12 protein-coding genes are annotated in these 13,124 nt (G+C 59.8%); 7 read left to right on the top strand and 5 right to left on the bottom strand.

Annotated elements, in window-relative coordinates:
- Positions 1–167: 167 nt before the first annotated feature.
- The 3 genes from BKA12_RS08565 (at position 168) to BKA12_RS08555 (ending at position 3,471) form a co-directional block, all read left to right on the top strand.
- Positions 168–1,685, top strand: a complete 1,518-nt coding sequence (locus BKA12_RS08565) for a CYTH and CHAD domain-containing protein (RefSeq protein ID WP_183642600.1) — start codon at positions 168–170, stop codon at positions 1,683–1,685.
- Positions 1,686–1,767: 82 nt separating this feature from the next.
- Positions 1,768–2,445 (top strand): DNA alkylation repair protein, encoded by a 678-nt coding sequence (locus BKA12_RS08560; RefSeq protein ID WP_183642597.1) that lies wholly within the window; start codon positions 1,768–1,770, stop codon positions 2,443–2,445.
- 60 nt (positions 2,446–2,505) lie between these two features.
- Positions 2,506–3,471 (top strand): acyl-CoA thioesterase, encoded by a 966-nt coding sequence (locus tag BKA12_RS08555; protein ID WP_246361646.1) that lies wholly within the window; start codon positions 2,506–2,508, stop codon positions 3,469–3,471.
- 38 nt (positions 3,472–3,509) lie between these two features.
- Here BKA12_RS08555 and BKA12_RS08550 read toward each other — a convergent pair whose 3' ends face one another.
- Positions 3,510–4,085 carry a TetR/AcrR family transcriptional regulator gene (locus BKA12_RS08550; RefSeq protein ID WP_183642595.1) on the bottom strand — a complete coding sequence of 192 codons (576 nt, stop codon included), beginning with the start codon at positions 4,083–4,085 and terminating at the stop codon, positions 3,510–3,512.
- A gap of 225 nt (positions 4,086–4,310) precedes the next feature.
- Between BKA12_RS08550 and BKA12_RS08545 the strand changes: the two genes are divergently transcribed.
- The gene (locus BKA12_RS08545; protein WP_183642592.1) at positions 4,311–5,600 is read left to right on the top strand and encodes an adenylosuccinate synthase; all 1,290 of its coding nucleotides are present in this window, start codon (positions 4,311–4,313) and stop codon (positions 5,598–5,600) included.
- 48 nt (positions 5,601–5,648) lie between these two features.
- Here the strand turns inward: BKA12_RS08545 and BKA12_RS08540 are convergent, their stop codons facing one another.
- Positions 5,649–7,235 (bottom strand): FAD-dependent monooxygenase, encoded by a 1,587-nt coding sequence (locus BKA12_RS08540; RefSeq protein WP_183642588.1) that lies wholly within the window; start codon positions 7,233–7,235, stop codon positions 5,649–5,651.
- Positions 7,236–7,314: 79 nt separating this feature from the next.
- Between BKA12_RS08540 and BKA12_RS08535 the strand changes: the two genes are divergently transcribed.
- From BKA12_RS08535 to BKA12_RS08525, 3 genes are all read left to right on the top strand, one after another.
- A complete protein-coding gene (locus BKA12_RS08535) occupies positions 7,315–8,157 on the top strand; it encodes a carbon-nitrogen hydrolase family protein (RefSeq protein WP_183642585.1) in 843 nt (280 codons plus the stop codon).
- A 194-nt stretch (positions 8,158–8,351) separates the two neighbouring features.
- Complete coding sequence (locus BKA12_RS08530; RefSeq protein WP_183642582.1) at positions 8,352–8,909, top strand: RNA polymerase sigma factor; 558 nt, start codon at positions 8,352–8,354, stop codon at positions 8,907–8,909.
- Entirely contained in the window at positions 8,902–10,221 is a 1,320-nt protein-coding gene (locus BKA12_RS08525; protein ID WP_183642578.1) for a hypothetical protein, read from the top strand. Before BKA12_RS08530 ends, BKA12_RS08525 begins: the two co-directional genes overlap by 8 nt.
- Positions 10,222–10,243: 22 nt before the next feature.
- Here the strand turns inward: BKA12_RS08525 and BKA12_RS08520 are convergent, their stop codons facing one another.
- The 3 genes from BKA12_RS08520 to BKA12_RS08510 all read right to left on the bottom strand — a co-directional run bounded on the left by BKA12_RS08520 (position 10,244) and on the right by BKA12_RS08510 (position 13,041).
- Entirely contained in the window at positions 10,244–10,762 is a 519-nt protein-coding gene (locus tag BKA12_RS08520) for a CoA-binding protein (protein ID WP_183642575.1), read from the bottom strand.
- Positions 10,762–12,117 (bottom strand): O-acetylhomoserine aminocarboxypropyltransferase/cysteine synthase family protein, encoded by a 1,356-nt coding sequence (locus tag BKA12_RS08515; protein ID WP_246361644.1) that lies wholly within the window; start codon positions 12,115–12,117, stop codon positions 10,762–10,764. The genes BKA12_RS08520 and BKA12_RS08515 overlap by 1 nt, the downstream gene beginning before the upstream one ends.
- Before the next feature lie 249 nt (positions 12,118–12,366).
- Positions 12,367–13,041, bottom strand: coding sequence for a histidine phosphatase family protein (locus tag BKA12_RS08510; protein WP_183642569.1), 675 nt, complete (start codon positions 13,039–13,041; stop codon positions 12,367–12,369).
- Positions 13,042–13,124: the final 83 nt, after the last annotated feature.

The raw sequence follows: 13,124 nt of genomic DNA, 5'->3' as shown, positions 1-13,124 counted from the left end.
TTTCTTGTCGAGAATTGGCCACGCATGGGTGGTGTGGGGCGAGGTGTTGTCGCGAATTGACCACGCATGGGTGGTGTGGAGCGAAGTGTTGTCGAGAAATGTCCTCACAAGGGTGAGTTTGGGCTGATTTAGGGGAAGTGCGCCCGCCGACCAGCGAGAATAGAGTCATGGCACTCGAAGCGCAGCGCGAAGTTGAGCGTAAGTATGACGTCTCCGCGGAAATTCAACTCCCGGATCTGAACTCGGTCGCGGGCATCGCGCTCGTGGACTCTCAAAAACCCGTTGACCTTGAGGCCATCTATTTCGATACCCCAGATCATGTCTTGCGGCGCAACCGAATCACGCTGCGGCGTCGTACGGGAGGCCCGGACTCCGGCTGGCACGTGAAATTTCCCAGCGGGGAAAGCCGAATCGAGCTGCACGCGCCGCTAGACACCGGCGCGTATATTGAAATGCCGCAGGAAATTCGGGACGTCGTCGCAGTGTTCGTGCGCGAGAACACCCTGCAACGCACCGCGACGCTCAAAACCTCACGCACGTTCCATTACTTGCATGCCGGCGAAGAAATCGTGGCCCAAGTGTGCGACGACATTGTCACCTCCGTTTCCGCATCCGCCCAAGTCAAGCGCTGGCGCGAGTGGGAAATGGAGCTGGAGAACGGCTCGTCGCTAGATGAGAAACAGCGCGATGCGCTCCTGGATGAGGTCGAGGAAAAGCTCATCGCAGCGGGTGCGCACCGTTCTTTGCGCGCATCGAAGTTGTCCTTCGCGCTGGGTCCTTTGCCGGAAATCGAAGAGCGAAACATCGGCAAGAAGGGCTCCCTCCGCGCCGTGCTAACCCTGGCTTTCCACAGCGCCGCGAGCGGGCTGGCCCTGTGGGATCCGCGCGTTCGTCGCGGCGAGCCGGACGCGCTGCACCAATTGCGCGTTTCCGTCCGCACGTTCCGCGGCCTCCTCAAGGTCACCCGGAAGATCGTGGACGAAGAGCGTGCCCGCGCGCTGTCGGCGCAGCTCCGCGTGACCGGTCAGGCGCTCGGCACAGCCCGCGATGCTGAGGTTCACCTGGAGATTCTCGAAGAGCGCGTGGACCGCTGGAACCGAGACACTGTGAGTGAACAGGCCATTGCTCGCCTGCGCACGCGCCTCGAAACCGAGCAAGAAACCGCACTCGCAGCCGCCCTCGAGCACTTGCGTTCGCCGGAATACTTCGCGACTTTGGACGCAGTGGATGCGTTCCTCGCGGAGATTCCGCTCAATTCCAAGTACGACGCCGCAGCTAAAGCCCGCGGGCCCCTGCGGTTAGCGGTGGACCGGCAGGTCGCGCGCATCAAGAACCATGTGGAGTCCGCTGCCGCGATTTCCGAAGGCGATGAGTGGATTCATTTGCTGCATGAAGCGCGCAAGGAAGCCAAGTCGCTGCGCTACATGATTCGGCATCTTGAAGACGTCCCAGGATCCGATCTAGGGGGACGCCGCAAGGCTCTACGAGTGCGAGCCGAGGGACTGCAAAACGGACTCGGGGAGCACAGGGACAGCCTCGCATTCCAGACATTCGTGCGCAGTGTGGCGCGAGAAGCCGCGGCCGCGGGCGAGGAAACGTTTAGCTACGGCGTGCTCTATGCGGCCGAACAGGAAATCCAGGACTTCGCGCTCGAACGTGTACGGGATGGGCTGAAGAAGCTGTAGATGGGCGAGGGCGTAACCCTCGCATCTTGTAGACACTGACGTCTACAGTTAACGAAACTCACGGACCAATGGAGGAGACCGCGTGGCAGGCAGCGTTGCAGCAGAAGTTCTAGATGAGCTGGAAGCTCTCGAAGACCCCAAGATGCGAGCCGCCAATGAGAAACGCGGTGATGACCATGGCATCAACCTCACAAAACTGCGGGCCGTCGCGAAGAAGCTCAAAACCAATCAGGATCTCGCGGTAGAACTCTGGGCCGCGGACAACACCGCCGCCCGACTCGTGGCACTGTTGATCTGCAAGCCAAAGCTGTTCAGCGCCGAGGACTTGGACCGGATGCTCCGCGAATCGCGCGCTCCCAAAGTCCACGACTGGCTGGTCAATTACGTGGTGAAGAAGAGCCCTCACGTCGAGGAACTTCGCTTGGCGTGGCACGCTGACAAGGACCCCGTGGTGGAAAGTGCTGGCTGGGCGCTGACCGCGGAGCGCGTAAACAAGAGTCCTGAAGGCCTGGATCTTGACGCGCTGCTGAGCGAGATCGAGAAGCGCATGAAGTCCGCGCCCGAGCGGCTGCAGTGGGGCATGAACATGGTCCTCGCGTACATCGGCATCGATTTTCCGGAGCATCGTGCCCGCGCCCTCGAGATCGGCGAGCGCCTCGAAGTGCTCAAGGATTACCCCACGCCGCCGAACTGCACCTCGCCGTTCGCACCCATCTGGATCAACGAAATCGTGAGCCGCAACGAGGCCTCGGCGAAGTAGCCGAAGCAACTCAAACTCCTGCAGCAGCACTGACCGCTAAGTCTCCCGATTGAGGGTGGAATGATGAACGATCGCGTGACATTGAGGTTCCTCGCGTCTCCCACTGATGTTTCCGAAGACGGCGTCACCGTCCAGGCCGGCCGCGTGCTGGAGTGGATTGATAAGGCTGGCTACGCGTGCGCCGTGGGCTATTCGGGCGGCTATTGCGTCACCGCGTACGTGGGCAACGTCCACTTCACGCGGCCCATCGTCAACGGCGATCTCATTGAAGTGACCGCACAGTTGGTTCATACGGGCCGCTCGAGCATGCACATTGTGGTCACGGTGGACGCTGCGAACGTGCGCGACAACATCTTCCGTCCCGCGATGGACTGCATCTTGGTCTTCGTGGCAATGGATGAGAATCGCAAGCCCATCGCCGTCGCACCCTATGAGCCCACGCATGACGAAGCCCGCAGCCTAGAACAGGGCATCGAGGCCCGCGTCGAAGCTCGCAATGAAATTCGGCGGGCTATGGATGAGCAGGCCTACACGGATGCCGGTACGACGCCGCGGCTCACCTTCCGCTTCCTCGCGGCACCTACCGATGTGAACTGGGGAGGCAACGCGCACGGCGGTGTAGTCATGCGTTGGATCGATGAAGTGGGCCGTACTTGCGCGGAATCGTGGGCCAAGGGAGAGTCCGTTGCCGTATACACGGGCGGTATTCACTTCCTGAACGCAGTGCACATTGGCGACATTGTTGAAGCCGAAGCCCGCATGATTCACACGGGACCGCACAGCATGCACATTGTGGTGCACGTGCGCGCGAAGGATCCGCGAGGTGGCGAGGAAGCCGAATGGCGGCCGACCACGCGCTGCATGACGATCTTCGTCCACCGGGACAGCACCGGAAAAGCCGCTCCCGTGCCGCAGCTTGAACTGAAGACGGATGAAGATCGCCGTCTCGACGAGCACGCTCTTGATTTGGTGCGGCGCCGCTCAGCACTGCCAGCGCTGAAGTTTTTGAAGGAACGGACTTACTAAGGCGTCCGCGCCGAGGAGCCCGAGTTAGCTACTCCGAGCTAAGGCGTCCGTGCAATCGAGTCCAAGATGCGCTCGAGTCCCCACCCGAAGTTGTCGCGGATTCGCTCAGTCACGCGCCGAATTTCTAGCTGCTCTTCACCCACAGCAATGACGGCATTCTGAAGCTCGGCCACGTTGCCCACAATGAGGTGCAAGAGCAGGCTGGTGGCTGCGCCGATTCTGGCAGGCTCTACTTCAAAGCTCGTGAGTAGATCTTGAAGGGAGGCAACGGCTCGGAGAGCTTCAGGTCGCGTGGCGGCCGCCCACTGCACCACGTCAGCGGAGTCGGGAATCGGGAGGAGGGCTTCGAAAATCGCCCGGCACAAAGTGAGCAGGTGAGCGCGAACGGAAGCTGCGTCGTCGTTCTCTAGATGCTGGGGAGTATCCGGGATCTGAGCCAACAAGCGGGCCGCAACATCCACCAGGAGCTCTTGTTTGCTGGCGACGTGCCAGTAAAGCGCGCCCACCTGGACGTCGAGCTCGCGGGCAAGGCGGCGCATGGACAAATCAGCCAGACCGTACTGCGTCAACACGCGTACGGCAGTATCTACCACGGTGTCGCGCGTCAAAGCCATGGAATCCAGACTAGGGGACACACAATGGGCGCATGAAACGCAAAGAGGTGCTGAGGGCGAAGCTGGCGGAATAATACGTGTTCTATACGCGTAATCCGTGGGGTTGCTAAACTACATTAGTAAGAGCCCCGAAGTGTTTTGACCGGGGCGTTTGTTATGTCCATATCCATGGATCCCGGCGGAAACGTCGATGAGTGCTGAAATTTCAGCAAGGGGAGGGCAATAATGCCGGCCATTGTGATTGTTGGAGCCCAATGGGGAGACGAAGGTAAGGGCAAGGCTACGGACTTGCTCGGAGGCCGCGTTGACTATGTGGTCAAGCCAAACGGCGGAAACAACGCGGGCCACACGGTAGTGGTCAACGGTGAGAAGTACGAGCTCAAGCTCCTTCCTGCCGGAATTCTGTCCCCGAACGCCACGCCAATTATTGGCAACGGCTGCGTGGTGAACCTCGAAGCCCTCTTTGAAGAGATCGACGGACTTGAAGCTCGCGGCGCTGACACCTCGCGCTTGCGCATCTCCGCCAACGCACACTTGGTAGCTCCGTATCACCAGACCATGGACAAGGTCACTGAACGCTTCTTGGGTAAGCGCGCTATCGGCACCACCGGTCGCGGTATCGGCCCGGCCTACATGGACAAGGTGGGACGCCTCGGCATCCGCGTGCAGGACGTCTTCGACGAGTCCATCCTGCGCCAGAAGGTTGAGGGTGCTCTTCGCCAGAAGAACGAGCTACTGGTCAAGATTTACAACCGTCGCTCTGTTGGCGTTGAAGAAATCGTGGAGTACTTCTTGTCCTACGCGGAGCGCTTGCGTCCGCTGGTCATCGACTCAACGTACGTGCTCAACGAGGCACTCGATGACAACAAGGTTGTCCTCATGGAAGGCGGCCAGGCCACGTTCCTCGACGTTGACCACGGCACCTACCCATTCGTGACCTCTTCTAACCCGACGGCTGGCGGCGCCTCGGTGGGATCCGGCATCGGACCTACTCGCATCTCCCGCGCCATCGGCATCATCAAGGCCTACACCACCCGTGTGGGTGCAGGTCCGTTCCCAACGGAACTGTTTGATGAGATGGGCATCCACTTGCAGAAGACCGGTGGCGAGTTCGGTGTGAACACCGGCCGGCCGCGTCGTTGCGGTTGGTACGACGCCGTGTTGGCTCGCCACGCATCCCGCGTCAACGGCTTCACTGACTTCTTCTTGACGAAGCTCGACGTGCTCACCGGCATCAAGGAAATCCCTGTCTGCGTCGCGTACGACGTCGACGGCGTTCGCCACGACGAAATGCCAATGACGCAGACCGAGTTCCACCACGCGAAGCCGATCTTCGAGTACTTCCCAGGTTGGACCGAAGACATCTCCGGCGCTAAGACCCTCGAGGACTTGCCACAGAACGCGCGCGACTACGTGTTGGCGCTCGAGAAGATGTCCGGCGCTCCATTCTCAGCCATTGGCGTGGGACCGGACCGCGATCAGACGATCGTGCGAAACGACCTCATCAACGGCTAGTTCTCGGCGAGCTCGACCGCTCGTTTGAGGACGAGCTCAACCGTTAGCTCAATCGCTCGTTTTGTGGCCGCGTACATTCATGTACGCGGCCACAAACATGTCCGGACGCACCACCAACACGGTTCCTTCCGGCAGGTTCACCTGCGGGCAGGCGGGGAAGTGGTGATGCTCCATGTTCCGTTCTTGCGCAATCCGAGTGGCTTCTTCTCGGGCTGAATCACCGTAGGAATGCACTTGCCAGGTCATCGCGTTCAGGGGCTCGTGGTTATCGAACCCATGAGCACCCGTCCAGCGGAGCCTTCGTCCCAGCACCGGGTGCGAGGTCTTGGTGGGCATCGGATACTTGATGCGAATCTGGGACACGTAACCCACCAGCCGCTTGCCGATAGGTGTGAGCGGGACCGTGGCTAGTACTCCGGGCCACACGACGGGCAGAAGCTTGGTGCGCAGCAATACGGGAAGCCGATCCGGCGAGGTGATGGCCTCGAACACGCGGTCCGTGACGCCCACGAGTCGCTGCGCTACCGGACGGCGTTCGCGCTCGTAATCATCGAGGTAGCTTTCCGGCATGGCACCGGTGAGGACATCGTGAATCTTGCACGCCAGATTGTGGCCGTCCTGCAGTCCCGAATTCATGCCCTGTGCGCCCACGGGTGAATGAACATGAGCAGCGTCGCCGATGAAGAACACGTTGCCCTTGCGGAACTCCTTGGCCACCCGATGATGCACGCGGTAGGTGGAGAACCACTCGGACGTCGAATAAGTGACCCCAAAGACTCGGTCCAACGCCTCGCGAGCGTCATCCTCGGTGATGTCAGTGACCTGCATATTCGCATCGGTCTTGGCCGCTGGCTGCCAATCGCGAGCAATACCCGCGATACGATTTCGCGCCGAAGGTCGAGCCAACGATCCCAGCGGAAACGCCAACAAGAAGTCATCTTTCTCGAGACGCACCTGGACTCGTGAATCATCGATTCCTGCAAGATCATTGGCCTCGAAGACGTAATAAACGTGCTCGTTCGTGGCTCCCTCAAACGGGACCTGCAAGAACTTTCGCACTGGCGAGGAGCCGCCGTCGGCTGCAATCACGTACCGCGACTCGATCACGAAGTCAGACTCCGGCACGGACTCGGAAAGTGCGTCTGGAGCTGACCCAACCGCAGCGGTACGGGACCGAACGACGGTGCGTACGCTGGCGCCGTCGTACTCAGAATCGAGGGAAACGAAAGCTGTATTCCAGCGCACGGGGCACCCGAGGGAGTCGAGGCGCTCGGCGAGGATGGCCTCGTTTTCACTTTGTTCAAGGATCCAGATGCCGGGAAAAGGCGTTTGTCCGCGGCCTAATGCGGCGACGGGAATGGTGGGGAAGCCGTGGCGGCCGAAGCCGAATTGGATGCTGTCCGCGAGGCGGCCGCGGCGCTCCACTTCTTCCGCCAAACCGAGCTGTCGATAGATCTCGCGCGAGCGCGAATGCACGCCGACTGCTCGCGACTCGCGAGTGGGTCCTGACTTGGCATCAATGATGATGACGCGGACGCCGAGTTTGAGGAGAACGTTCGCCGCCATGAGTCCGGAAGGCCCTGCCCCGATGACGAGGACGTCCGTTGACTCCACCTGAGCTGGTGATGCACTCATATTGTTCACGGTACGCCGATTTTCGTCCCGAAACAGAGGGTTGCCGGGTAATGTGGTGAATCAACAGGAGGGTATGTCAATGAAGATTAGCGTCGGACAGATTTCGCCTACCGGGGACGTGGCACACAACCTCGAGGTGATGGGTCGTCTTGCTGCGCACGCCGCGCAAGAAGGCACCGAATTGGTACTGTTTCCTGAAGAGTCCATGTTCACGGTCAAAGAAGTCGATGGTGACTTCCGCGAGGCAGTAGCCCGCGACTGGCCTATTTTCGTAGCTGGCCTGGCCGCTATTGCGGAAAAGAACGGACTGGCCGTGGTGGCCGGCGGTTACGAGCCCAACAACGGCGACCGCCCGTACAACACGGTGGCTGCCTTTGATGCGGCCGGCAACGAGCTGAGCACCTACCGCAAGATCCACCTCTATGACGCCTTCTCCTACCAAGAATCCCGCACCATCTCTGCCGGTGACCCAGAGGCGGTCCCGATCTTCACGGTGGGCGGCCTCAAATTTGGTGTCATGACCTGCTACGACATCCGCTTCCCGGAAGTCGCGCGACGCCTCGCGGTGCGCGGTGCCGAAGTAATTCTGGTTCCTGCGGCATGGTTCAAGGGCGATCACAAGGTGGAGCACTGGCGCACCTTGCTCAAGGCGCGTGCGGTGGAGAACACCGTGTGGGTGGCGGCTGCTGGTTCCTCGACGGATCAGACCGTGGGCTACTCAGCCATTCTTGACCCGGTGGCTGTGGCCGTCGACTTCCTCGAGGACGAACGCGAAGGCCTGGCCACGGCGGACGTCTCGCGCAAGCGCATCGACGAAGTTCGCGAGTTCTTGCCGGTCCTCGTGAACCGCCGAATTGGCGTGAAATCAGAGATCGAAGCAGCCAAAACTGCCTCTCTAAAAATAATTTCCGGAGAAGCGTAACTTTTACGGATCGAGATTCGATCTTCTATATGAGAGCTACGACGAGGGTTCCCCCCAACGACGCCTTGTCGTAGCTCTCAATCACTTCGCATCTCTAACCCTTGAGTAATCCCCAGTTCCATTCTGGGCTTACGTAATGGAAGGGCGGCCTCTATACTTCAACGAACAGGGGTTTCTGCTCGCCGAGGTGAATTGTGGCAAATGCGATCAATGACGAGGTCATTCCGCGCGCGCAAAAAGGCGAACCAGAGGCCCTTCGTGTGATTTATGAAGAACTTGCGGGCCGGGTTTTGGGTTATCTCAAAGTCCGGGGCGTTGACGATCCGGAGTCGGCGTGCCAAGAAGTATTCTTGGCGCTGTTCTCGCGATTGCAAACCCTGCAAGGTGGCGTCAGCGGACTCCGCGCGTTGACCTATTCCATCGCACACGCGCGGCAGGTTGATTTTCACCGCCAACGGGCAGCGGCGCCCCGACACCTAGAACTTCTTGACAGCGATGCTCCCATGGAGCCGTCAGCGCAGGACCTAGTTTTGTCCCAGCACTTGTCGCCAACGGTGGCGCGAGCGCTGGCCAGTCTGCCGGATGTGCAGCGGGAGTGCCTCATTCTTCGAACGGTCGTAGGTCTCAGCATTCAAGAGACCGCGAGTGCGTTGGGAAAGAGTGAAGGTTCCGTCAAGCAACTGCAGCGGCGGGCATTGGAAAGCATGAAGGCAGCGTTGAAGTCCCCGGAGGAGGTGTCCCGAGATGAGTGACGATGACGAGAAAGTGACCGCTGAACGTCCCGTGGATACGTCTGCGGTGGACGCTGAAATTCTTGATTACGACGACGCCCGCTTGCGTGCCGCTCTCGCCGAGATGGAGCTGTTGGCTTCCGAAAAAGCGCCCGATCCTACGAGCGAGCTCGCCGATATTCTTTCCGGCCGGACTCCGGTCAACTTCGTCGCCGCCTTCAAGAAAAAGGGCGGGCCTCATATTTCTGGTGGCCTTGCGGGCATTTTGATTGCCAGCGTGGGTTTGACCGGTGTGGCTGCGGCGTCTTCAGAGTTCCGCGATTTCCTCCAGGATTCCACCGTGCACGTCGCCACGAACATCGTGACTGATGTGGCCCACTCGCCGATCGTCATCGCGCTTGGCGAACCGCAGAACCCTACCTCGGTTCTTGGATCTGCACTCGACTTTGTGGCGCCAGCCCTTACTGGTCACGATCATTCAACTCATCGTCATGCGCAGGTATGGGTGACCGATCTCATCGATGAGAGCGGTGTTTCCCAGACTGTTCAGAAGAATTCGTCTGCGGTATTTGAGGGCTTCACGAACTTGATCCTCGGCCTCGATGATGCGGACACGAGTACGAATACGAACGCGTCCCAGCGTGGGGCTTGGCCTGCAATTGGCGCTGACAACCGGGAAAAATCGTCACCGAAGAGCGACGCTGTCACGAACAACAATCGTGACAAGGCTAGCGAGAAGCCAAGTGCCGAATCAGAGCAGGGTGGTCAAAAAGCCGCTCCTCAAGAAGAGACCCAGCCTGGTGGCAAGGGTGCCCTCAAGAATGATGGCGTCGGAAACGGAACCGCTAAGGACGCTGCCAAGGATCCCGCGAAGGATCCTACTAAGGAAGCAGCTAAGCAAACAGATCCGGAAACCGCTGTAGCCAAGCCGGGTCCATCGGACGCGAACCACGCTGCGAAGGGTGTCCAGTCAACAAAGGGCTCGGAAACGGCTAAGGGTGCAGAGACGCTGACGGGTTCGCAAACCGCCAGGGGCTCGCAACCTGCGAAGAGTGCTGAAACGGCCAAGGCTTCTGAAACCGCTAAGGGTTCGGAAACCGCGAAAGGGGCTGAAACCGCCAAGAGCTCGAGTGGATCAAAGGCACCCACAGCTCCAGAAGCGGTGACGGTTCCCAAGGCACCGAAGCCTGAGACACCGGCGCCAAAGAAGAAGTCTTCAGCAACAACGGATGCAACGTCGAGCGCAGATGCAGCTTCAAGTTCTGCAGCTACCTCAGAAACAGCAAATGCACCGGTCGAATCGTCTTCAACCGGTGCACCTGCCAAAAAGTAGCTAGTTTCCTGCGAACGAGGAACTAAGCGAGCACTTGGCGCTTCGAGCTAATGACGCCCGTGTTGAAGCCAGCCAAATGAAGTCCGCCGTGGAAACGCGCGTGCTCAATCTTCACGCAACGGTCCATAACCACGTTCATGCCGGCGGCTTCGGCCTCGCGGGCCACTTCTTCATGCCATGATCCCAGCTGCAACCAGAGCGTTTTAGCGCCTACAGCCTTTGCCTCTTCAAGGACTTCCGGAAGATCGTCGTGCTTGCGGAAGACTTCAACGAGATCTGGAACTTCCGGCAAATCCGCGAGTGATGCGTAGACCGGCTGGCCCAAGATTTCCTTCACCATGGGGTTGATGAAGTACACCTTGAAGCGCGTGGAAGACAGCAAGTACGTGGCCACGAAGTAGGACGCACGGCTTGGCTTGTCGCTCGCACCAACAATGGCGATGGACTTCGTGGAGCGCAAAATGTTGAGTCGCTCGGGAGCCGAAGGGCCCTCCCAGGTGCGCTCTGGGGAAGCGGGCTGCGTCGTCGTAGTCTGTGTCATTACTTCACTCCAATTTCGCAAGACGGCGCGGCAATCTCAGCGACCGCGTCATCAGCCGAGGCCTCTTGCGAAGCCGTGAGCGCCTGATCCAAGTCCCAAAGAATGTCCTCGACGTCCTCGATGCCCACAGAAATGCGGATGAGGTCCTCGGGGATGCCGCCAGCGAGCATCTGCTCGGCAGTGAGCTGCTGGTGCGTGGTGGATGCAGGGTGCAAGACGAGGGTCTTTGCGTCGCCGATGTTGGCCAAGTGGGAAGCGAGCTGCAGGTTCTCGATGAACTTCGCGCCAGCGGCACGGCCACCCTTCACGCCGAAGCTGAACACGGAACCCACGCCGAGCGGAAGGAGTTCCTTTGCGCGCTCGAAGTGTGGGTGATCCGGCAGACCCGCGTAGTTCACGTACTCGATGCGGTCATCGTTCTTGAGCCACTCAGCGACCTGCTTGGCGTTCGCCAAGTGCGCGTCCATGCGCTGCGGCAGCGTCTCCACGCCAATGAGCAACTGGAAAGCGGACTGCGCAGGAAGGCTCGGTCCGATGTCACGCAACTGCTCGGAGCGCAGCTTCGTCAAGAAGCCGTACTCGCCGAAGTTGCCCCACCACGAAACATTTCCGTAGCTAGGAACCGGTTCCGTCATGGACGGGAATTTGCCGTTACCCCAGTTGAAACGGCCGGATTCCACGACGACGCCGCCAAGCGTGGTGCCGTGACCGCCCAGGAACTTGGTGGCCGAATGGATGATGATGTCCGCGCCGTGTTCGAACGGGCGAATGAGGTAGGGAGGGGTCAGCGTGGAGTCCACGATGAGCGGGATGCCCGCTTCATTGGCAACCGCTGCGAGGCCCTTGAGATCCGCGATGTCACCGGAAGGGTTCGCGACGATCTCCGTGTAGAGGGCCTTCGTGTTCTCCGTGATGGCGGCCTTGAAGTCCGCCGGATCGCCGGACTCGATGAACGTGGTGTCCACGCCGAAACGGCGCAGGGTCACGTCCAACTGAGTGATGGTGCCGCCGTAGAGCTTGGACGAAGCGACGATGTGATCACCGGCGCCGCAGAGTGCAGCGAACGTAATGAACTCTGCGGCCATGCCGGAACTTGTTGCGACAGCGCCGATGCCACCCTCAAGGGAAGCGATGCGCTCTTCGAATGCTGCGACCGTGGGGTTGCCGATGCGCGAGTAAATGTTGCCGTACTTCTGCAAGGCAAAGAGGTTGGCGGCGTCAGCCGAATCCTTGAAAACAAAGGACGTGGTCTGGTGAATGGGGACGGCACGCGAACCGTGCTCGGCGTCCGGAGTGCCACCCGCGTGCAGGGCACGCGTGCGGAAACCGAAGGTGTGCTCAGAATTTTGAGACAAAGAGGGAACTCCTTCCATCGGTCCTGGCGGTAGCACCGTTCCTTGGCCAGCATGAAGTCGTCTAGACGTTCATGTGGACGGAGGGTTGCTGCGGCGTCAGCGATCCAGGTCTCTCAGCCGCTCGGGATGGTTGCTTTCCTGATCTTAAGCGGTGCGAGTGGTCTGGGCCGAATCGGGGAGTCGATTTGTTGCGCTGGCCTTGAGGTTTGCGCGTTGCCCTTTTGAGGGCGGCCCTTTGTCTCTTGAGTTTTAGGCGTCGACGCTTACCGGACCCGGAATGTAAACGATCTCCGCGTTTTCAACGCTCGGGTGGCGTTCGCCCGTGAGCGCGTCCATGGTCAAGCGAATGAGTGTTCCATGGCTGACGATTACTACGCGCTGACCCGGGAAGTCTTCGCAGATCTGACGGACGGCTGCGGCGCCGCGCTCGCCCACGCTCTGGGAAGGTTCCACGTTTGGCAGGAGGCCTTTTTCGTAAGCCTTTTTCTCGTAGTCATCGAGGTCTTCGAAAGCGATGTGTGCCGGCGGGTGCATGGCATCTTGAACTTCAGGGCTCTGCGTGACGCGGCACTGTCCTTCAAGATCGCCGTAGGAGCGTTCTTTGAGCTCGGCATAGGTCTTGATGTGGTGATCGCAGCCGAGTTCTTCGGCCAGAATCTTTGCCGTCTCGAGAGCGCGCTTCATGGGTGAGGAGACGATGACATCCCAAGGGCCGGCCTTCTTCAGGAGCTGCGCGGTGTCATGCGCTTGAAGTCGCCCGTGGTCATTGAGCGGAACATCCGTGCCGCCTTGCAGGAGGCCTTCGGCGTTCCAGTCAGTCTGGCCGTGACGCACGAATGCTAGCCCCGACGCTTCCTGAACGTCCTCGTTCTGAACTGCTTGGTCTTGAGCCGCCTCGTATTGATCCACGTGTGCCTGATCCATGTGAAGAGCTTAGTCCTGAAGTGAAGTGATCATGATGATTCGACGTTGAGGTATAAAGACTTCTCGATTCGCATGCGTTGCCA

It is taken from the genome of Neomicrococcus lactis, assembly GCF_014200305.1.
GTDB lineage: Bacteria > Actinomycetota > Actinomycetes > Actinomycetales > Micrococcaceae > Neomicrococcus > Neomicrococcus lactis.
Note: the sequence above shows the minus strand (reverse complement) of the source record. Positions and strands in the feature narration are given on the sequence as shown.

Excerpts from the sequence above, each read along its gene's own strand:
- BKA12_RS08565 (WP_183642600.1), top strand. The coding sequence starts at position 168 with ATGGCACTCGAAGCGCAGCGCGAAGTTGAGCGTAAGTATGACGTCTCC.
- BKA12_RS08555 (WP_246361646.1), top strand. The coding sequence starts at position 2,506 with ATGATGAACGATCGCGTGACATTGAGGTTCCTCGCGTCTCCCACTGAT.
- BKA12_RS08550 (WP_183642595.1), bottom strand. The coding sequence starts at position 4,085 with ATGGCTTTGACGCGCGACACCGTGGTAGATACTGCCGTACGCGTGTTG.
- BKA12_RS08545 (WP_183642592.1), top strand. The coding sequence starts at position 4,311 with ATGCCGGCCATTGTGATTGTTGGAGCCCAATGGGGAGACGAAGGTAAG.
- BKA12_RS08540 (WP_183642588.1), bottom strand. The coding sequence starts at position 7,235 with ATGAGTGCATCACCAGCTCAGGTGGAGTCAACGGACGTCCTCGTCATC.
- BKA12_RS08535 (WP_183642585.1), top strand. The coding sequence starts at position 7,315 with ATGAAGATTAGCGTCGGACAGATTTCGCCTACCGGGGACGTGGCACAC.
- BKA12_RS08525 (WP_183642578.1), top strand. The coding sequence starts at position 8,902 with ATGAGTGACGATGACGAGAAAGTGACCGCTGAACGTCCCGTGGATACG.
- BKA12_RS08520 (WP_183642575.1), bottom strand. The coding sequence starts at position 10,762 with ATGACACAGACTACGACGACGCAGCCCGCTTCCCCAGAGCGCACCTGG.
- BKA12_RS08510 (WP_183642569.1), bottom strand. The coding sequence starts at position 13,041 with ATGGATCAGGCACACGTGGATCAATACGAGGCGGCTCAAGACCAAGCA.